The following is a 19,523-nucleotide window of genomic DNA, read 5'->3' as shown; positions in this document are numbered from 1 at the left end:
AGGCCCGATTTGATATCGGTGTTCCTTTTCTTGAGCACATGCTGGACCAGATCGCCCGTCACGGGCTGATCGACCTGGATATTGTCAGCAAGGGCGACCTGCATATCGACGACCACCACACCGTGGAAGACGTCGGTATCACCCTGGGTCAGGCCTTTGCCAAAGCCATCGGCGACAAGAAAGGCATCCGTCGCTACGGCCATGCCTACGTGCCGCTCGATGAAGCGCTGTCGCGCGTGGTGATCGACTTCTCCGGCCGCCCTGGCCTGCAGATGCACGTTCCCTACACCCGCGCCACCGTTGGCGGTTTCGACGTTGACCTGTTCCAGGAATTCTTCCAGGGCTTCGTCAACCATGCGCTCGTCAGCCTGCACATCGACAACCTGCGCGGCACCAATACTCACCACCAGATCGAAACCGTGTTCAAGGCTTTCGGCCGCGCGCTGCGCATGGCGGTAGAGCTGGATGACCGCATGGCCGGGCAAATGCCATCGACCAAGGGCGTTCTGTAATGCAGACGGTCGCGGTTATCGATTACGGCATGGGCAACCTGCACTCGGTGGCCAAGGCCCTCGAGCACGTCGGTGCCGGCAAGGTCTTGATCACCAGCGATGCCGATGTGATTCGCGAAGCCGACCGGGTGGTTTTCCCCGGCGTCGGCGCGATTCGCGATTGCATGGCGGAGATCCGTCGCCTGGGTTTCGACTCGCTGGTGCGTGAAGTCAGCCAGGACCGTCCGTTCCTCGGCATCTGCGTCGGCATGCAAGCCTTGCTCGACAGCAGTGAAGAGAACGAGGGCGTGGACTGCATCGGCCTGTTCCCGGGCGCGGTGAAGTTCTTCGGCAAAGACCTGCATGAAGACGGCGAACACCTGAAAGTCCCGCACATGGGCTGGAACGAAGTGAAGCAGACGGTGAGTCACCCGCTGTGGCACAACATTCCGGACCTGGCGCGTTTCTACTTCGTGCACAGCTACTACATCGCTGCCGGCAATTCGCGGCAGGTGGTGGGTGGTGGTCACTACGGTGTCGATTTCGCTGCTGCGCTGGCCGATGGCTCGCGTTTCGCCGTGCAGTTCCACCCGGAGAAGAGCCATACCCATGGCCTGCAATTGCTGCAGAACTTCGCCGCGTGGGACGGTCGCTGGTAAATGGCCGTCAAGAAATCCAAGCCGCCGATCCTGACCCTCACTCCCGAACAGGAGAACGAGGCCAATCACAAGATCAAGCGGTTCATGGAGGATCGCTTCGAACTGGACCTGGGTTCGTTCGAAGCGGCGGAAATTCTTGAACTGTTTACCCGCGAAATCGCGCCGCACTATTACAACAGGGCGATTTTCGATGTGCAGACGCACCTTAAAGAAAGGTTCGAAAGCATCGAAAGCGACCTGTGGGCGCTCGAGAAAAACTGATTTCCGAGCGAAGCTGAACAATCGAATTTGAAGGTTTGCCAGATGCTGATTATTCCCGCTATCGATCTCAAGGACGGTGCCTGTGTTCGTCTGCGCCAGGGCCGCATGGAAGATTCCACGGTGTTCTCCGACGACCCGGTGAGCATGGCTGCCAAGTGGGTGGAGGGCGGTTGCCGTCGTCTGCATCTGGTCGATTTGAACGGCGCCTTTGAAGGCCAGCCGGTCAACGGCGAAGTGGTCACCGCGATTGCCAAGCGCTACCCGAACCTGCCGATCCAGATCGGCGGCGGTATCCGTTCCCTGGAAACCATCGAGCACTACGTCAAGGCTGGCGTTAGCTACGTGATCATCGGCACCAAGGCTGTGAAAGACCCGGCCTTCGTCGCCGAAGCCTGCCGCGCATTCCCGGGCAAAGTGATTGTTGGCCTGGACGCCAAGGACGGTTTCGTCGCCACCGACGGCTGGGCTGAGATCAGCACCATTCAGGTGATCGACCTGGCCAAGCAGTTCGAAGCCGACGGCGTGTCTGCGATCGTTTATACCGACATCGCCAAAGACGGCATGATGCAGGGCTGCAATGTGCCGTTCACCGCTGCCCTGGCCGCTGCCACGCGCATTCCGGTGATTGCATCCGGCGGTATTCACAACCTCGGCGACATCAAGTCGCTGCTCGACGCCAAGGCGCCGGGCATCATCGGCGCCATCACCGGCCGGGCGATCTACGAAGGCACCCTCGACGTCGCGGAAGCGCAAGCTTTCTGCGATTCGTACAAAGGCTGAGGACTGACCATGGCGCTGGCCAAACGCATCATCCCTTGCCTGGACGTGGATAACGGCCGGGTCGTCAAAGGTGTGAAGTTCGAAAACATCCGTGATGCCGGCGACCCGGTGGAAATCGCCCGTCGCTATGACGAGCAGGGTGCCGACGAGATTACCTTCCTCGACATTACTGCCAGCGTCGATGGCCGCGATACCACGCTGCATACCGTCGAGCGCATGGCCAGCCAGGTGTTTATCCCGCTGACCGTCGGTGGCGGCGTGCGCACCGTGCAGGACATTCGCAACTTGCTGAATGCCGGCGCGGACAAAGTCTCGATCAACACCGCCGCTGTGTTCAACCCGGAGTTCGTCGGTGAAGCAGCGCAGCATTTCGGCTCGCAATGCATCGTCGTCGCCATCGACGCGAAGAAGGTCTCCGGCCCGGGCGAAACCCCGCGCTGGGAAATCTTCACCCACGGCGGGCGCAAGCCAACCGGTCTCGACGCTGTCGAGTGGGCGAAGAAGATGGAAGGCTTGGGTGCCGGTGAAATCCTGCTGACCAGCATGGACCAGGACGGCATGAAAAACGGCTTCGACCTGGGCGTTACCCGTGCGATCAGCGATGCGCTGGGCATTCCGGTGATCGCTTCCGGCGGTGTCGGCAACCTGCAACATCTGGCCGACGGCATTATCGAAGGCCACGCCAGTGCGGTGCTGGCGGCGAGTATTTTCCACTTCGGCGAGTACATCGTGCAGGAAGCCAAGGCCTACATGGCCCATCGCGGAATCGTGATGCGCTAAACAAACCGATACAGGCCAGTGGACAGCATGGCGGGCTCAGGGCACTCTTGGGCACGCCATGGATTCCGGTAGCCCGACATGTTCAAACGTTTTCTGCTCGTCCTCGCCAGCGCTTCTCTGTTGCTCATCAACGGAGCCCGCGCCGAAGAAAGTCCCGCCACCGATCTGGTGCTGCTGACGGAAAACTTCCCGCCATACAACATGGCCAAGAACGGCAAAAACTTCGCTCAGGACGAGAACATCAACGGCATCGCCGTGGACATCGTCCGCGAGATGTTCAAGCGCACCGACATCACCTACAGCCTGACCCTGCGTTTCCCTTGGGAGCGGATCTACAAACTCGCCCTGGAGAAACCCGGTTACGGCGTGTTCGTGATGGCGCGACTTCCGGACCGCGAAAAGCTCTTTAAGTGGGTCGGCCCGATCGGCCCGGATGACTGGATCATGCTGGCCAAGGCTGACAGCAAAATCACCCTCGAGACGCTGGATCAGGCGCGCAAATACAAGATCGGCGCGTACAAGGGCGATGCAATTGCCGAAACCCTGGCCAAGGAAGGGTTAAAGCCGATTGTGGTGCTGCGGGATCAGGACAACGCCAAGAAACTGGTCAGTGGGCAGATTGATCTGTGGGCCACGGGTGATCCGGCGGGCCGTTATCTGGCCCGTCAGGATGGCGTGACCGGACTCAAGACCGTGCTGCGCTTCAACAGCGCCGAGTTGTACCTGGCGCTGAATAAAGACGTGCCGGATGAAATTGTCTCCAAGCTTCAGGCGGCGCTGGATCAGATGCGCAAGGAAGGCGTGGTGGACGACATCATGGCGAAGTATCTCTGACACCACCCCATTCAAAAATGTGGGAGCGGGCTTGCTCGCGAATGCGGTGTGTTAGCCAACACTTATGGCGACTGACACTCCCTCTTCGCGAGCAAGCCCGCTCCCACAGTGGTTTTTTGGTGTCGCGAATTATCGGTACACGCCGTCCTTTCCATGAGCAGCCGTCGCTCGATTGCTGCGCACGCTGATCATCATTTTGATGTCGATCCAGTCAATTCCCTGAGCCTTCAACTTCGGCAATTCACGCTCGAGCACCGCCAATGTCTGCGGATACGGATGCCCGATCATCACCGCCGAACCCTGCTTGTGCGCCAGGCTGATCGCCGTTTGCAACTGGGTGAAGATCGCCGCCTCGGTGCGCTCATCATCGAGAAACACATCCCGGGAAACGCTCGCCAAGCCAATCTTCTGTGCTTCAGCCGCGCCCACGGTTTGCGCGCTGGTGCGGCTGTCGACGAAGAATTTATGTCGGCGCTGCAAGTCCGCCATCAACCAGGCCATGGCCGGTTGCTGGGCGGTCATGCGGCTGCCCATGTGGTTGTTGATGCCGGCGGTGTACGGCACGGCTCTGAACGCGGCGTTGAGGCGCTTTTCCAGTTCTTCGATGGGCAGGTCGGGATGCCAGGCGAACGGGCCGGTGGCCGGGTCCATGGGCATGTGCAGGATGACAATCTTGCCGGCGCGATGGGCTTCGCGGGCGAATTCGGCGGCGTGGGGTGTGTCGGGCATGATCGCCGTGGTCACCGGGCCGGGCAGGGCGAGCACGCGACGATCCCGGGGCAGGTTCTGCCCCAGGTCATCGATGATCAGTGTCAGGTAAGCCTTGTGAGGGGAGGTCTTGGCGGGCTCCGCGTGAGCAGCACCCGCCAGACAGCACAACAAACCGAGGATGAACCGCAGGCGCATCTCAGCGACCGGAGGTGATGCTCAGCCCTTTGAGCAGGCTCAGGGCCTGGGCCAATTGGTAGTCGTCATCCTGCGGCATCGCCTTGGCTTTGCTGCTGGACGTCGGCTTGTCGGCACCGCCGTTGCCATTGCCCAAGTGGCCCTGCAGATCGGCTTCCTTGAAGTACTCGCCGTCCTGCTCGTTGGTGATCTTGGCCTTGCGCACTTCGATGTCCGGCACGATGCCCTGGGCCTGGATCGAGCGACCGTTCGGCGTGAAGTACAGCGCGGTGGTGATCTTCAGGGCGCGATCATTGTTCAGTGGCAGCACGGTTTGTACCGAGCCTTTGCCGAAACTGGTGGTGCCCATCAGCACGGCGCGCTTCTGATCCTGCAAGGCGCCGGCGACAATTTCCGAGGCCGAGGCGCTGCCGCCGTTGATCAGCACGACCATTGGCACCGCTTCGCTTTCGTCTTTGCCGGTGGCGGAGAAGCGCAGTTCGGAGTTGGCGATGCGGCCTTTGGTGTAGACGATCAGGCCCTTGGTGATGAAGTGGTCGACCACTTCAACCGCTGCTTGCAGCACGCCGCCCGGGTTGTTACGCAGGTCGAGGATGATGCCGTTGAGCTTCTTGCCGTTGTCCTTGCGCAACTTGGCCAGGGCCTTGGAAACCTCTTCGCCGGTCTTGACCTGGAACTGGGTGATACGGATGTAGCCGTAGCCGGATTCCAGCAACTGCGCCTTGACGCTCTTGACCTGGATGGTGGCGCGGGTCAGCACCACGTCGAACGGCGTGCCGCCGTCGCGGACCAGGGTCAGGGTTATTTTCTGGCCGATCTTGCCGCGCATCTTGTCCACGGCTTCGGTCATGGTCTGGCCGCGAGTCGGTGCGCCGTTGATCTTGACGATGAAGTCGCCAGCCTGAATGCCAGCCTTGGAGGCCGGGGTGTCGTCGATTGGCGACACCACTTTGATGAAGCCGTCTTCGGCACCGACTTCGATGCCCAGGCCGCCGAATTCGCCGCTGGTGCTTTCCTGCAATTCAGCGAAGTCTTCCGGGCCCAGGTAGGCGGAGTGCGGGTCGAGGTTGCTGAGCATGCCCTTGATGGCATTTTCCAGCAGGGTCTTGTCGTCTACCGGTTCGACATACGCGGCTTTGATCCGGTCCATGACCTCGGCAAAGGTGCGCAACTCTTCCAGGGGCAATGGCGCCTTGGTGGTCGCAGCGGTGCCCGCAGGTGCAGGCGCTGGCGCGGCCGCCGGGGCAGGCTGAGCGGCAAACGCCAGAGGCGCGCCGATCACCAGGGCGATCGTCAGGGCCAGCGAGGTAAGGCGGGACAAATGCAGCATGTCGAACGAACTCCTGAATTAGGTAGCGTGCTTATCCTTGCGCGCGACACCATTGCGCCGGATCACTCGGGTGACCCTGCTGACGAATTGCGAAATACAGCGCTGGTGTGTCCTGGCCGCCACTGTTACCGACAGTGGAGATGGACTCACCGGCTTTAACCACATCACCCGCAGACTTGAGCAGCGTCTGGTTGTGACCGTAAAGACTCAAAAAACCGTTGCCGTGGTCCAGAATCACCAGCAGCCCGGCACCGCGCAACCAGTCGGCGAACACCACGCGACCGCCGTGCACGGCGTGCACCTGGCTGCCAGCGGAGGCGCTGATCATCACGCCGTCCCACTTGGTCCGGGCATCGTCGCCACGGCTTTCACCGAAGCGCGCCAACAGTCGACCATCAACCGGCCATGGAAGTTTGCCGCGGGCTGAAGCAAATGCGCCGCCAAAGGTCTCGCCTGAACTGGAAACCAGCGCCCCAGGTGTTGGTTTAGCTGGTTTGCGTGGGGCATCAGTGTTGGCGTCGGCCTGTTCCTGAGCCTCACGTAAACGCTTTTTTTCGGCTTCCTGCTGGGCAATCAGCGCTTTTTGCCGCGCTTCTTCTGCCTCACGAGCCTGGCGAGCCAGGGTTTCTTCGATGGTTTTAAGGACTTTAGACAGGTCTGCCTGATCCTGCTCGCGGGCGGCCAGTTTCTGGTCGCGAGCCTTTACGTCGTCGCTGAGCTTGGCCAGGACTTGCTGGCGCTCCTGACGGACTTTGTCGAGTTCTTCGCGCTGGCTGTCGAGGCTGCTTTTCTGTACCAGCAACTGCGCCTGTTGCATGGAAATGTCTTTTTCGACGTTGGCCAGTTGGCGCAGGGTTTCGTTGAAATTCTTCAACTGCTCCAGGCGGGCCTGGCTCAGGTAGTCGTAATAAGTGAGGGTGCGGGCGAATTTTTCCGGGTTTTGCTGGTTGAGCAGCAGCTTGAGGTACTCCTGACGGCCATTCTGATAGGCCGCGCGGGCCTGGATGGCGATCAGTCGTTGCTGTTCAATGCGCGCGCTCTGGAGTTTTTTTTTCTCACCATCGAGTCGCTGCAACTCGGATTCGCTTTTCTTCAGCTCTTTTTGCAGGGCATCGACCTGCTTCTCGAGCTTGCCCATCTCGGTCTCGGTACCCTTGAGGTCCTTCTGCACACCGGATTTTTCTTCCTGCAGTTTGCCCAGCAGTTTCTTCAGCTCGGCAATGTCCTGACGCGTGGCGTCCAACTGTTGTTGGGTTTGCGCGCGCTCGTCAGCAAAGGCCGGTTGGAGCAGGCAAGTCAGAGCGAGGGCTATCAGGACGCGAAGCATAGAGGCGGGTGATACCAGGGAAAGGGACGGCCTAGTATGCCCGGCAAGCGCCGCAAAAAAAATGCCCAATTGGGGCTGTGTGATAACTGGAGCGGAGTTGTCCCCAAAAACACCCCAAAACCAATGTGGGAGCGGGCTTGCTCGCGAAGAGGGAGTGTCAGGCGACATCTTGATTGCCTGATACACCCTCTTCGCGAGCAAGCCCGCTCCCACAGGGTTTTTCGGTGTTTGGAAGGGCGATTACACCAAAATCGAAGTTCCGGTCATTTCTTTCGGAATTTCCAGGCCCATCAGCATCAGCATGGTTGGCGCCACATCCGCCAGTACGCCGCCATCGCGGACCTTGAAGTCACGCTTGCCGACATAGATGAACGGCACCGGCTCGGTGGTGTGAGCGGTGTGAGCCTGGTGGGTTTCTTCGTCGGACATTTTCTCGCAGTTGCCGTGGTCGGCAGTGATCAGCGCTTCGCCGCCGACTTTTTCCAGGGCATCGGTGATGCGGCCGACGCAAAGGTCCAGGCATTCCACGGCTTTTACCGCAGCTTCCAGGTTGCCGCTGTGGCCGACCATGTCGCCGTTGGCGTAGTTGACCACGATCACGTCGTAACGCTGGTTTTCGATGGCATCGACGATACGGTCGGTGACTTCCGGGGCGCTCATCTCCGGCTGCAAGTCATAGGTGGCGACTTTTGGCGACGGAATCAGGATGCGTTCTTCGCCCGGGAACGGTTCTTCGCGACCACCGGAGAAGAAGAAGGTCACGTGGGCGTACTTCTCGGTTTCAGCGATGCGCAGTTGGGTCTTGCCGTTTTTCGCCAGGTAGTCGCCCAGCACGTTTTCCAGGCTGCCGGCGGCGAAAGCCGACGGTGCAGGAATGCTGGCGGCGTATTGGGTCAACATCACGAAACCGGCCAGTTTCGGCTGGCGCGCACGTTCGAATTCCTTGAAATCGTCTTCGACGAACACGCGGGTCAGTTCCCGGGCGCGGTCGGCGCGGAAGTTCATGAACACCACGGCGTCGCCGTCTTCGACTTTCACCGGCTCACCGATGGAGGTGGCTTTGACGAATTCGTCGCTTTCGCCACGCTCGTAAGCGGCTTGCAGACCTTCCTGGGCGGTGGCGGCGTTGAATTCGCCGTTGCCGTCGACAATCAGGTTGTAGGCCTGGGCTACGCGGTCCCAACGGTTGTCACGGTCCATGGCGAAATAACGGCCGACGATGCTGGCGATCCGGCCTTTGCCGAGGGCCTGGAACGTCGCGTCGAGCAGTTCGATGGACGACTGCGCGCTTTTCGGCGGGGTGTCGCGACCGTCGAGGAAGGCGTGCAGGTAGATTTTTTCGGCGCCGCGCTTGAAGGCCAGTTCGGCCATGGCGACCAGGTGATCCTGGTGGCTGTGCACGCCGCCATCGGACAGCAGGCCCATGAAATGCACGGCTTTGCCGGCAGCAACGGCTTTATCCACAGCGGCGCAGATGGTCGGGTTCTCGAAAAACTCACCGTCGCGGATCGATTTGGTCACGCGGGTGAAATCCTGATACACCACGCGGCCGGCACCGAGGTTCATGTGGCCGACTTCGGAGTTGCCCATCTGGCCGTCCGGCAAGCCGACGTCCATGCCGCTGCCCGAGATCAGGCCGTTCGGCACGCTGGCGGTGAGACGGTCCAGCACGGGTTTTTTGGCCGAGTACACGGCGTTGGCTTCGTGGCTCTCACTGTGACCGAAGCCATCGAGAATAATCAGGACCAAAGGTTTAGGCGTGGTAGTCATGGATTCCACTCGTGGCTGAGTTAAAAAGAGGGCGATGGAAAAGGGAGTGGCAGTTTAAAGCGAAGTTCCTGCGCCGTCACCGCCGGACGGGGTTTGGCCCACCCTAGGGGCTGTGTATACTGGCCCACTTTTAACGCCCTGGAACCACCTTAAATGCTTGATCACCTGATTGCATTTGCCACCACCCACTATTTGCTGGCCGGTATTTTCGTTGTTCTGCTGGCTCTGCTGATCGCCCATGAGATGAAAGGCGGCGGCCGCAGCCTGAGCACTGCCGAGCTGACCGGGCTGGTCAACAAGGACGCAGGCGTGGTGATCGACATTCGTGCGGCCAAGGATTTTGCCGCTGGCCACATCGTCGGCGCGTTGAACATTCCTCACGACAAACTGACCGCTCGCATCGGCGAACTGGAAAAACACAAGGCCAAGACCATCATTCTGGTCGACGCCATGGGCCAGACCGCCGGCACCCATGCCCGCGAACTGATGAAATCCGGCTTCACCGCCGCCAAGCTCTCCGGCGGGATTTCCAGCTGGAAGGGCGACAACCTGCCGCTGGTGAAGTGATATGAGCAACGTCGTCGTCTATTCCAGCGATTACTGCCCTTACTGCTCGCGAGCCAAGTACCTGCTCGAGAACAAAGGTGTGGCCTTCGAAGAGATCAAGGTCGATGGCAAGCCGCAGGTGCGTGCCGCCATGGCCCAGAAGGCCGGGCGTACGTCCGTGCCGCAGATCTGGATCGGCGAGCGCCACATCGGTGGCTGTGATGATTTGTTTGCCCTTGAGCGTGCCGGTAAGCTCGACGCCATGCTCAAGGCCTGACTTAAGCACCCAAGAACAGCAAACCCTAAAAGACCAAAGATCAGAAAGGATCTGAGATGACTGACCAACAGAACACTGCAGCTAGCGAAGAAGAAACCGCACCGCAATTCTCCTTGCAGCGCATCTACGTACGTGACTTGTCCTTCGAAGCCCCGAAAAGCCCGGCAATCTTTCGCCAGCAGTGGGAACCGAGCGTCGGTCTGGATCTGAACACCCGTCAAAAGGCCCTGGAAGGCGACTTCCACGAAGTCGTACTGACTTTGTCGGTTACCGTGAAAAACGGTGAAGAAGTGGCGTTCATTGCTGAAGTGCAACAGGCCGGGATCTTCCTGATCAAGAACCTGGACGACGCTTCGATGAGCCACACCCTCGGCGCGTTCTGCCCGAACATCCTGTTCCCGTACGCTCGCGAAACCCTGGACAGCCTGGTGACCCGTGGTTCGTTCCCGGCCCTGATGCTGGCCCCGGTGAACTTCGACGCGCTGTACGCACAAGAACTGCAACGCATGCAGGCGGCGGGCGAGACTCCAACCGTTCAATAAACGGTCCCGAGTCAAGGCAAGTCCAATGTGGGAGCGGGCTTGCTCGCGAAAGCGGTGTAACAGTCAACGATGATGTTGAATGTTATGGCCCCTTCGCGAGCAAGCCCGCTCCCACATTTGTTATGTGCGTTACTTGAAACCGAGTTGGCGCCAGCCTTCGTACACCGCGACAGCCACGGTATTCGACAGGTTGAGGCTGCGGCACCCTTCGCGCATCGGCAGGCGCAGGCGTTGTTCGCCGGGCAGGGCGTCGAGCACTTCGGCGGGCAAGCCACGGCTTTCCGGGCCGAACAGGAAGGCGTCGCCCTCGGCGAAGCTGGCATCGTGGAACGGCCGCGAGCCCTTGGTGGTGAAGGCGAACAACCGTGGGTGACCGAGGCTTTCCAGGCAACTGGCCAGGTCGGCATGGCGTTGCAGGGTGGCGTACTCGTGGTAATCGAGGCCAGCCCGGCGCAGGCGCTTGTCGTCCATCTCGAAGCCCAGCGGTTCGATCAAATGCAGGTGGCAGCCACTGTTGGCGCACAGCCTGATAACGTTGCCGGTATTCGGCGGAATTTCTGGTTGGAAGAGGATGACGTGAAACATGCACGGCTCCGAAGGTAAAGATGAGCGGCATTCTACGCCGCCCGTGGACAACCGTTCGAAACTATTCCCGCGAGTGATGGGTTCGCTGGCGATTGTCGGGCTGATGGTGGGCTTGATGATCGGTCGCCTGACCACGCCCGACCCCACTGAACTGCAGCAGGTCGAGGTCACCGACGACGGGCTGGTGGTGTGGTTCAACAACGAGCCCAAGACCCATGGCGAGGTGGTGGACGGCAGCGTTGCGTTGCTGTTCGAGGCCGAAGGCAAGGCGCAGAAAGGCCAGCTCAAGGTCAACGGCAAAGACGTGAACTGGCGCGTACGTTTGAGTGATGGGGGGGTGTTGCTGACGGTGGTGGCGGCCCGGCCCCTGCAAGGCGAGTGGGCCGGTAGCGAGGTCAATGACCGCTGGCGGCTGGAGATCCATCTCCGGGAGCAATAAAAGAGGGAATCCCCGGCCTGCCTGTACCAAGGTTCCCAAAACGGCAGGGACTTACGCATTGCGTGCAAGTCCCGGTGTAAAGAAGGAACCCCTGACCTGCCTGTATCAAGGGCCCCAAAACGGGTTGGGCTCGTCGCGTTGGCGGTGTGAGCCCGATGTAAAGAGGGGAATCCCCGGCCTGCCTGTACCAAGGTCCCCGAAACCGGGTAGTGAACTGAATCACTGAATGAACTATTGCAGGGGGCGTGCCAGGTTTTAACAAGTTGAAACAGAAAGTTGAGTTGATGCGCTGGAGGCCCCGTGATTCGGGGCTTTTGTGTTTTTGTTGGGTGGGTTTTCTAACGATTAACGACGGGATTTGAGAAGAGTGGCTGTGCGCGATTGCGGGTCATCGTGCATTGGTGCGGTGCATGGAGCTCTGGAAATGTGGGAGCGGGCTTGCTCGCGAATGCGGTGGGTAAGTCGATATAGATGTTGAATGTGCCGGCCCTTTCGCGGGCAAGCCTCGCTCCTACAGGTGGTACGCCAATGTTATTGATCGTTCCCACGCTCTGCGTGGGAATGCAGCCCGGGACGCTCCGCGTCCCTTTTGAAGCGGACGCAGAACGTCCATTGAGGCATTCCCACGCAGAGCGTGGGAACGTTCAGGCGAAAGGATTAACCCTCTTCCCCCTCATCATCATCCCCACCATCGACCTTCATCCCCAATTCCTTGATCTTGCGCGTCAGGGTATTACGCCCCCAACCCAGCAAAACCGCGGCATCGCGGCGGCGGCCGGCGGTGTGTTTGAGGGCGGTTTCGATCATGATCCGCTCGAACGCCGGCACGGCGCTGTCGAGCAGGCTCGACTGACCACGAGCCAACGCCTGATCGGCCCACTGGCGCAGCGCTTGCTCCCAGTTGGTCACCGGCGCCGAATCCTGCGGCAGGTTCAGCAGTTCCGGCGGCAGGTCGCTGATGTGCACTTCGCGACCCGAAGCCATCACCGTGATCCAGCGGCAGGTGTTCTCCAGCTGACGCACGTTGCCGCCCCACGGCAGGTTCTTCAGGTATTCCTCGGTTTCGCTTTTCAGCAGCTTCGGTTCCACCGCCAGTTCTTGCGCGGCGCGGCTGAGGAAGTGCTTGGCCAGGGTCGGGATGTCTTCTCGACGGTCCGACAGCCGTGGGATATGAATGCGGATCACGTTGAGGCGGTGGAACAAATCCTCACGGAATTTCCCGGCGTGCACCAGGGTTTCCAGGTTCTGGTGGGTCGCGGCGATGATGCGCACATCGACCTTCACCGGCGTATGACCGCCGACGCGGTAGAACTCGCCGTCGGCCAACACCCGCAGCAAACGGGTTTGGGTGTCCGCCGGCATGTCGCCGATTTCGTCGAGGAACAACGTGCCGCCATCGGCCTGTTCAAAGCGCCCGCGACGCAGGTTGGCCGCGCCGGTGAACGCGCCTTTCTCATGGCCGAACAGCTCGGATTCCATCAGGTCTTTCGGGATCGCCGCCATGTTCAACGCGATGAACGGCGAGGCTGCCCGTGGGCTGTGGCGGTGCAGGGCGTGGGCTACCAATTCTTTACCGGTGCCGGATTCACCGTTGATCAGCACGGTGATGTTGGAGTGGCTCAAGCGCCCGATGGCACGAAACACTTCCTGCATCGCCGGCGCTTCACCGATGATTTCCGGGGTGCGGGTCAGGGCGACCGGGACTTCCAGGCCTTGCTGTTCCTGGGCGTGCTGGTTGGCGCGCTTGACCAGTGACACCGCTTCGTCGACGTCGAACGGCTTAGGCAGGTATTCGAACGCGCCGCCCTGATAGGAGGCGACAGCGCTGTCCAGGTCGGAGTGGGCGGTCATGATGATGACCGGCAGCCGTGGGTGTTGTTCGCGAATCCGCGCCAATAGGTCCAGGCCACTGGCACCCGGCATGCGGATGTCGGAGATGATCACGTCCGGCTGCTGGCGCGCCAGGCGGCTCATCACGCCATCGGCGCTGTCGAAGCTTTGCGTGGTCATGCCTTCTTGCTGCAAGGCTTTTTCCAGGACCCAACGGATAGAACGGTCGTCATCGACGATCCACACGGTTTCACTACGGCTCATGTCGATGTGGCTCCTTGTTCCAGTGGCAGAAAGATCGAGAAAGTGGTGTGGCCTGGGTGGCTGTCACACTCGATCAAGCCCTGGTGCTGGCTGATGATGTTCTGAGTAATGGCCAGGCCCAGCCCGGTACCGTCCGGGCGGCCGCTGACCATGGGAAAGAAGATGGTTTCCTGCAAATCCGCAGGAATGCCCGGACCGTTGTCGATGATCTCGATCTTGGTCACCAGGCGATGGCGCACGTGGCCGATGGTGAACTGGCGCATGGCGCGGGTGCGCAAACTGATCCGGCCCAGGCGCAGCTCGTTCTGGCTGCTGATGGCCTGCATCGCGTTGCGCACGATATTCAGCACAGCCTGGATCATTTGTTCGCGGTCGATCAACACGTCGGGAATGCTTGGGTCGTAGTCGCGCACCAAGGTGATGCAGCCCTGGCTTTCGGCTTCCACCAACTGACTGACGCGCTCCAGCACTTCGTGGATGTTGCACATGGCCAGGGACGGCAGTTTGTTCGAGCCGAGCATCCGGTCCACGAGATTTCGCAGGCGGTCGGCTTCTTCGATGATGACGTTGGTGTAATCCCGCAGGCTTTCTTCCGGCAACTCGCGAGCGAGCAATTGTGCGGCGCCGCGAATCCCTCCCAGCGGGTTCTTGATTTCGTGAGCTAGGCCGCGCACCAGCATTTTGCTGGTTTCCTGCTTCGACAGCTGCGCCTCTTCCTTGGTGATCCGCAGCAAGCGGTCACGGGGGTGCACTTCCAGCAGCAGCATCGTGTCGCCGTTGCTCAGGATCGGCGTGACCGCGTAATCGACGGTCAGGGTCTGGCCGGTGAGGGCGGTGAGCATCGCTTCGCGCTTGGTGAACGGGTGCGCCTGCTCGACGGCCTGGCGCAGGGAATTCAGGGCTTCGGTGGATTCGGTGAACAACTCACTGATGAACTGCCCATGGCTGCGCTGGCCGCTGATGGCCAAGAGCATCTCAGCCGCCGGGTTCATGTACTCGAGGCGCAGTTCAGCGTCGAGCAGGATGGTGGCGGTGGTCAGGTTGTCGAGTAATAGTCGATGCAGTGCGTCGCTAATGGTCATCCGGACCTCTTTTGGAGCAGGGCGCGCGCACGAAATGAGCGCTGATGCGGGGAAAATGCAAAAACCAAACCAAAGCTCCGAAAAGAAGCGTTTAGAGCCTGAAACGGGCGTTTAACGCTCGATCGCGTGGCGTTCTGCCAGCTTTTGCGGGTACTTTCGAACCAAAATGGGTTGGGATGTGGGTACGGTGCAACCGTTTGCACCAATATAGTGCGCAAAGCTGAACGAGGTTAAAAGAACTTCAGGAAGGGGTTTTTTTCTTCGGGAGGTTTGTCTTTGAGCGGACATTCCGGCCGTTGGCCGTAGTCGGTGAGGGTGCAGGGCGTGACCTTGCGCTTCTGCGCCAGCGAGATGCGCAGCATATGGAACGGCTGATTGGCCGTGCGCTCAACGGTGCGGCCCTGCTCGTCGAGGATTTCCACCGACAGGTTATGAGTGCCGCGATCGATATTGCTCAAGGCGAATACCGGACTGAGGCCAGGTTCGGCGGTGGGCTGGCCGTCGAGTAACAAACGGTAGCGATGGCCACGTTGCAAGCCGGGTTCGCTGGTAACGCTGACGATCACCTCGCCGGCGCTGCTGCGGATCGTCGCGTCCGGTTCCGGCACCAGCACCCGCAGCATGTCGTAGTGGAATAGCGGTTGTTCTTCGGTCTTCTGCGCGGCGATTACCGGTGCCGCTTTGGTCGGGTTGGATGACATCCGATTGCTGGTGGCCAACGGCACTCGCTTGGCGTTGCCGGGGCGCGGTTGATCGGTGAAGACCCGATTGCCCTGGGCGTCGACGTAGGTGTAGACATCGGCCATCGCCGGGAAAGCGATCAGGCAGGCGATCAGCAACCAGCCCTTCAAGGCGTATGCACCCGTTGCACAGTGAACGTCACGCTGGGGCTTTGCTGCACGACGCTTTCGCCGTTGATCACCTGGACCGCGAGGCTGTGTTCGCCGCGATCAATGTTCACCAGTTGCAGGATCGGCACGTTGCTCGGCTGGCCGTAAGGCTGTTCGTCCAGCAATAGCCGGAACAGATGCGGACCTTGCAGGCGCGGCTTGATCAACACGCTGACAGTGAACGTGCCGTTGTTGGCGCGCAGGGCTTCGGTGGTGGGCAGGCCGGTGAGTTCAAGCACCTCGTAGGCGTTGCGCGGTTGTTCGCGGCTGCTGGCTTCGGCAGGTGGGGGGACAGGCGCCGAAGGCGCGACACTGTTGAGTTGCGGCAACTCCACCGGCTGCGCCTTGACCCCATCCGGCGGTTGATTGCTATAGGCGGTGTTGCCGTTGGCGTCGGTGTACTTATAGATCTGCGCTGCGGCGGGCAGGGCGATCAGCAGCAATATCAGGAGAAAACCACGACCCATAAAATCGACCGGAAGCGAAGGCGTTGGGTTGCAGCATAGGTCAGGGCTGGCGATAGACCCAAGTCGTTAACATTTGGGCATGATTTACCTTGGTCAATCAGACAGCACAAAATCCATGTGGGAGCGGGCTTGCTCGCGAATGCGGTGTATCAGCCAGCATCTTTTCTGAATGACAAACCGCATTCGCGAGCAAGCCCGCTCCCACAGGCGATCATCGTCAGTCGATGAATCGCAGGCACAAAAAAGGCCTCCCGAAGGAGGCCTCTTTTTGTCACGCCGCGTGCAGCCGGCGCTACCGGATCAGCAGCTGTAGTACAGCTCGTATTCCAGTGGGTGTACGAAGGTGCGGACCTTGATTTCTTCTTCGCTTTTCAGAGCGATGTAAGCGTCGATGAAGTCGTCGGAGAACACGCCGCCTTTGGTCAGGAACGCGCGACCTTTGTCCAGCTCTTCCAGGGCTTCTTTCAGGCTGCCGCAAACTTGTGGGATCTCTTTCGCCTCTTCAGGCGGCAGGTCGTACAGGTTTTTGTCAGCGGCGTCGCCAGGGTGGATCTTGTTCTGGATGCCGTCCAGGCCAGCCATCAACAGTGCAGCGAAGCCCAGGTACGGGTTGGCTGCTGGATCCGGGAAGCGGGCTTCGATACGGCGAGCACGAGGGCTGGACACGTAAGGAATACGGATCGACGCGGAACGGTTGCGAGCCGAGTAGGCCAGCATTACCGGAGCTTCGAAACCTGGGACCAGACGGTTGTAGGAGTTGGTCGCCGGGTTGGTGACGCCGTTCAGGGCCTTACCGTGCTTGATGATACCGCCGATGACGTACAGGGCCGTGTCGGACAGGCCGGCATAACCTTCGCCAGCGAAGGTGTTCTTGCCATCTTTAGCGATGGACAAGTGAACGTGCATACCCGAACCGTTATCGCCGTACAGAGGCTTAGGCATGAAGGTCGCGGTGCGGCCGTATGCATCAGCAACGTTGTGTACGCAGTACTTCAGGGTCTGAACTTCGTCAGCCTTGGCGACCAGGGTGTTGAACTTCACACCGATTTCGTTCTGGCCAGCAGTTGCCACTTCGTGGTGGTGAACTTCGATGGTCAGGCCCATTTCTTCCATGGCGTTGCACATGGAGGTACGGATTTCGTGGTCATGGTCGAACGGCGGAACCGGGAAGTAGCCACCTTTGATACCTGGACGGTGGCCGCGGTTGCCGCCTTCCACGTCCTGGTCGGACATCCACGAACCTTGTTCGGAGTAGATTTTGAACATCGAACCGGAGATGTCGGACTTGAACTTAACCTGGTCGAAGATGAAGAACTCTGGCTCTGGACCAACGAATACGGTATCGCCGATACCGGTCGACTTCAGGTATTCCTCGGCACGCTTGGCGATCGCACGTGGGTCACGGTCGTAGCCTTGCATGGTCGAAGGCTCGATCACGTCGCAAACCAGGATCAGGGTTGGCTCTTCGGTGAACGGGTCGAGTACGGCAGTGCTGTCGTCCGGCATCAGGATCATGTCGGAGGCTTCGATGCCTTTCCAGCCAGCAATGGAGGAACCGTCGAACATTTTGCCTTCTTCGAAGAAAGCGTCATCCAGCGCGTCGCGAGCCGGCATGGTCACGTGGTGCTGAGTGCCTTTGGTGTCCGTGAAGCGCAGATCAATCCACTTGACGTCATGATCTTTGATGAGTTGAACCGACTTCGACATAGTGTCCTCCGGGTGGCTTCGGGCTTAGTAGTGGATGCCCTTAGAATGTGGGTGATGCCGGCGCGAATACTCTGCCAAGGCAACCTGCCTCACAAGGGAGCAAATTGCATGCCAGTGCCCCACCATGGGTTTTTTGCCCCAATATCACGCTTATAGAGGTGCATTGCGCCGCAAAGCTGAAATAACTGCCCCGTAATGTAGCGTCTATTTCAACAAATGACCTGTTTTGGTGCGTGCGAAACCTTCTGCATATTAACTGGTTAAACCTTGAGCAATTTCCGCTATAATCCGCGCCCCCCTTTTTCGGCTGGCCCAGCGCGCGCTGTTTTCATGAAACTAATCGTAAAAGTCTTCCCCGAGATCACCATCAAGAGCCGCCCGGTACGGATGCGTTTCATCCGCCAGTTGGCCAAGAACATCCGTGCCGTGCTCCGCGATCTGGACCCGGCTGTGGTGGTGAACGGTGTGTGGGACAACCTCGAGCTGGAAACCCGCGTCACTGAGCCCCGGGGCCTGAAGGAGATGACCGAGCGCCTGAGCTGCATGCCGGGCATCGCGCATTTCCTGCAGGTCGATGAATACCCGCTGGGTGACTTCGACGACATCGTTGCCAAGTGCAAGCAGCACTACGGCGATGCACTGGCCGGGAAGATTTTTTCGGTGCGCTGCAAGCGCGGCGGGCATCACACCTTCTCGTCCATGGACGTGGAGAAATACGTCGGCAGCCAGCTGCGTCGTCAGTGCGGCGCCGCCGGGATTTCCCTGAAAGAGCCGGAAATCGAAGTTCGCATCGAAATTCGCGACCAACGGTTGTATGTGATCCACAGCCAGCACAACAGCATCGGCGGTTATCCGCTGGGAGCGCTGGAACAGACGCTTGTATTGATGTCCGGCGGCTTTGACTCGACAGTCGCCGCCTACCAGATCATGCGCCGTGGCCTGATGAGCCATTTCTGCTTCTTTAATCTGGGCGGACGGGCCCATGAACTGGGCGTCATGGAAGTCGCGCACTTCATCTGGAAGAAGTACGGCAGCTCCCAACGCGTGTTATTTGTCAGTGTGCCGTTCGAGGAAGTACTGGGAGAAATTCTCGGGAAAGTCGATAACAGTCATATGGGCGTAGTTTTGAAGCGTATGATGTTGCGCGCTGCGTCGAAGATTGCCGATCGGCTGGACATCGATGCGCTGGTCACCGGTGAGGCGATCTCCCAGGTTTCGAGCCAGACGTTGCCGAACCTGTCGTTGATCGACTGTGTGACCGAGAAGCTGGTCTTGCGCCCGCTGATCGCCAGTCACAAGCAGGACATCATCGACCTGGCCAACGAAATCGGGACTGCCGACTTCGCCAAGCACATGCCGGAATACTGCGGGGTCATCTCGGTGAACCCCAAGACCCACGCCAAGCGCAACCGCGTGGAGTACGAAGAACAACAGTTCGACATGGCGGTCCTCGAGCGTGCGCTCGAAAACGCCAAACTGGTGCCGATCGATCGCGTGATCGACGAATTGGGCCAGGACTTGCAGATCGAAGAAGTCAGCGAAGCACTGGCGGGCCAGATCATCATCGACATCCGTCACCCGGATGCCGCTGAAGACGAGCCGCTGGAACTTGCTGGCATTGAGGTACAGACGATGCCGTTTTATGCATTGAACGCTCGTTTCAAGGAACTGGACCCTACTCGCCAGTACCTGCTGTATTGCGACAAAGGCGTGATGAGTCGCCTGCATGCCCACCATTTGCTCAGTGAGGGGCATG

The 19,523-nt window shown here is 59.8% G+C and carries 21 protein-coding genes; 11 read left to right on the top strand and 10 right to left on the bottom strand.

Annotation, left to right across the window (positions count from 1 at the left end; all coding sequences use genetic code 11):
- From hisB to ACIQY3_RS23825, 6 genes are all read left to right on the top strand, one after another.
- Window positions 1-512 (top strand): imidazoleglycerol-phosphate dehydratase HisB (gene hisB / locus ACIQY3_RS23850; protein WP_403024399.1); only part of this gene is annotated, 512 nt, incomplete at its 5' end.
- Complete coding sequence (hisH, locus tag ACIQY3_RS23845) at window positions 512-1,150, top strand: imidazole glycerol phosphate synthase subunit HisH (protein ID WP_403024396.1); 639 nt, start codon at window positions 512-514, stop codon at window positions 1,148-1,150. The genes hisB and hisH, both read left to right, overlap by 1 nt.
- Window positions 1,151-1,411 (top strand): DUF2164 domain-containing protein, encoded by a 261-nt coding sequence (locus tag ACIQY3_RS23840; RefSeq protein ID WP_054616495.1) that lies wholly within the window; start codon window positions 1,151-1,153, stop codon window positions 1,409-1,411.
- Window positions 1,412-1,453: 42 nt separating this feature from the next.
- Window positions 1,454-2,191 carry a 1-(5-phosphoribosyl)-5-[(5-phosphoribosylamino)methylideneamino]imidazole-4-carboxamide isomerase gene (gene hisA / locus ACIQY3_RS23835; RefSeq protein WP_010464588.1) on the top strand — a complete coding sequence of 246 codons (738 nt, stop codon included), beginning with the start codon at window positions 1,454-1,456 and terminating at the stop codon, window positions 2,189-2,191.
- A 9-nt stretch (window positions 2,192-2,200) separates the two neighbouring features.
- On the top strand, window positions 2,201-2,971 hold the full coding sequence (gene hisF / locus ACIQY3_RS23830; protein ID WP_403024392.1) for an imidazole glycerol phosphate synthase subunit HisF: 771 nt from the start codon (window positions 2,201-2,203) through the stop codon (window positions 2,969-2,971).
- A gap of 78 nt (window positions 2,972-3,049) precedes the next feature.
- Entirely contained in the window at window positions 3,050-3,805 is a 756-nt protein-coding gene (locus ACIQY3_RS23825) for a substrate-binding periplasmic protein (RefSeq protein ID WP_403024389.1), read from the top strand.
- Window positions 3,806-3,934: 129 nt separating this feature from the next.
- Here ACIQY3_RS23825 and ACIQY3_RS23820 read toward each other — a convergent pair whose 3' ends face one another.
- The 4 genes from ACIQY3_RS23820 to gpmI form a co-directional block, all read right to left on the bottom strand.
- The gene (locus tag ACIQY3_RS23820) at window positions 3,935-4,711 is read right to left on the bottom strand and encodes a divergent polysaccharide deacetylase family protein (RefSeq protein ID WP_403024386.1); all 777 of its coding nucleotides are present in this window, start codon (window positions 4,709-4,711) and stop codon (window positions 3,935-3,937) included.
- Window position 4,712: 1 nt separating this feature from the next.
- A complete protein-coding gene (locus ACIQY3_RS23815; RefSeq protein WP_054616492.1) occupies window positions 4,713-6,041 on the bottom strand; it encodes a S41 family peptidase in 1,329 nt (442 codons plus the stop codon).
- A 31-nt stretch (window positions 6,042-6,072) separates the two neighbouring features.
- Complete coding sequence (locus ACIQY3_RS23810) at window positions 6,073-7,368, bottom strand: murein hydrolase activator EnvC family protein (RefSeq protein WP_403024382.1); 1,296 nt, start codon at window positions 7,366-7,368, stop codon at window positions 6,073-6,075.
- Window positions 7,369-7,608: 240 nt separating this feature from the next.
- Window positions 7,609-9,138 (bottom strand): 2,3-bisphosphoglycerate-independent phosphoglycerate mutase, encoded by a 1,530-nt coding sequence (gene gpmI / locus ACIQY3_RS23805; protein ID WP_403024379.1) that lies wholly within the window; start codon window positions 9,136-9,138, stop codon window positions 7,609-7,611.
- Between the two features lie 153 nt (window positions 9,139-9,291).
- Here gpmI and ACIQY3_RS23800 point away from each other — a divergent pair, with 153 nt between their 5' ends.
- From ACIQY3_RS23800 to secB, 3 genes are read left to right on the top strand one after another with little or no spacing between them, the layout of a single operon-like run.
- Window positions 9,292-9,705: a rhodanese-like domain-containing protein gene (locus ACIQY3_RS23800; RefSeq protein WP_403024376.1), complete on the top strand. Its 414-nt coding sequence runs from the start codon at window positions 9,292-9,294 to the stop codon at window positions 9,703-9,705.
- 1 nt (window position 9,706) lies between these two features.
- On the top strand, window positions 9,707-9,961 hold the full coding sequence (grxC, locus tag ACIQY3_RS23795) for a glutaredoxin 3 (protein WP_010464569.1): 255 nt from the start codon (window positions 9,707-9,709) through the stop codon (window positions 9,959-9,961).
- Window positions 9,962-10,017: 56 nt separating this feature from the next.
- Window positions 10,018-10,503 (top strand): protein-export chaperone SecB, encoded by a 486-nt coding sequence (secB, locus tag ACIQY3_RS23790; protein WP_007897410.1) that lies wholly within the window; start codon window positions 10,018-10,020, stop codon window positions 10,501-10,503.
- Window positions 10,504-10,632: 129 nt separating this feature from the next.
- On the opposite strand, the gene ACIQY3_RS23785 is transcribed toward secB, so the two are convergent.
- Entirely contained in the window at window positions 10,633-11,088 is a 456-nt protein-coding gene (locus ACIQY3_RS23785) for a tRNA (cytidine(34)-2'-O)-methyltransferase (RefSeq protein WP_007949025.1), read from the bottom strand.
- Between ACIQY3_RS23785 and ACIQY3_RS23780 the strand changes: the two genes are divergently transcribed.
- On the top strand, window positions 11,087-11,527 hold the full coding sequence (locus ACIQY3_RS23780; RefSeq protein ID WP_403024368.1) for a hypothetical protein: 441 nt from the start codon (window positions 11,087-11,089) through the stop codon (window positions 11,525-11,527). The two genes, ACIQY3_RS23785 and ACIQY3_RS23780, sit on opposite strands and share 2 nt — an antisense overlap.
- Window positions 11,528-12,184: 657 nt before the next feature.
- Here ACIQY3_RS23780 and ntrC read toward each other — a convergent pair.
- The 5 genes from ntrC to glnA all read right to left on the bottom strand — a co-directional run bounded on the left by ntrC (window position 12,185) and on the right by glnA (window position 17,767).
- Window positions 12,185-13,621: a nitrogen regulation protein NR(I) gene (gene ntrC, locus ACIQY3_RS23775; protein ID WP_054055303.1), complete on the bottom strand. Its 1,437-nt coding sequence runs from the start codon at window positions 13,619-13,621 to the stop codon at window positions 12,185-12,187.
- Window positions 13,618-14,703: a nitrogen regulation protein NR(II) gene (glnL, locus tag ACIQY3_RS23770; RefSeq protein ID WP_054055306.1), complete on the bottom strand. Its 1,086-nt coding sequence runs from the start codon at window positions 14,701-14,703 to the stop codon at window positions 13,618-13,620. Before glnL ends, ntrC begins: the two co-directional genes overlap by 4 nt.
- 230 nt (window positions 14,704-14,933) lie before the next feature.
- Window positions 14,934-15,554 (bottom strand): DUF4124 domain-containing protein, encoded by a 621-nt coding sequence (locus ACIQY3_RS23765; protein WP_403024363.1) that lies wholly within the window; start codon window positions 15,552-15,554, stop codon window positions 14,934-14,936.
- Complete coding sequence (locus ACIQY3_RS23760) at window positions 15,551-16,060, bottom strand: DUF4124 domain-containing protein (RefSeq protein ID WP_403024360.1); 510 nt, start codon at window positions 16,058-16,060, stop codon at window positions 15,551-15,553. Before ACIQY3_RS23760 ends, ACIQY3_RS23765 begins: the two co-directional genes overlap by 4 nt.
- 300 nt (window positions 16,061-16,360) lie before the next feature.
- Window positions 16,361-17,767 carry a type I glutamate--ammonia ligase gene (gene glnA / locus ACIQY3_RS23755; RefSeq protein ID WP_403024357.1) on the bottom strand — a complete coding sequence of 469 codons (1,407 nt, stop codon included), beginning with the start codon at window positions 17,765-17,767 and terminating at the stop codon, window positions 16,361-16,363.
- A 330-nt stretch (window positions 17,768-18,097) separates the two neighbouring features.
- Between glnA and thiI the strand changes: the two genes are divergently transcribed.
- Window positions 18,098-19,523, top strand: a 1,426-nt coding sequence (gene thiI / locus ACIQY3_RS23750; protein WP_403024354.1) for a tRNA uracil 4-sulfurtransferase ThiI, incomplete at its 3' end; no start/stop codon positions are given.

Source organism: Pseudomonas sp. NPDC096950 (assembly GCF_044762525.1).
GTDB lineage: Bacteria > Pseudomonadota > Gammaproteobacteria > Pseudomonadales > Pseudomonadaceae > Aquipseudomonas.
The sequence above is the reverse complement of the archived record's forward strand: the minus strand, read 5'-3'. Positions and strand labels throughout refer to the sequence as shown.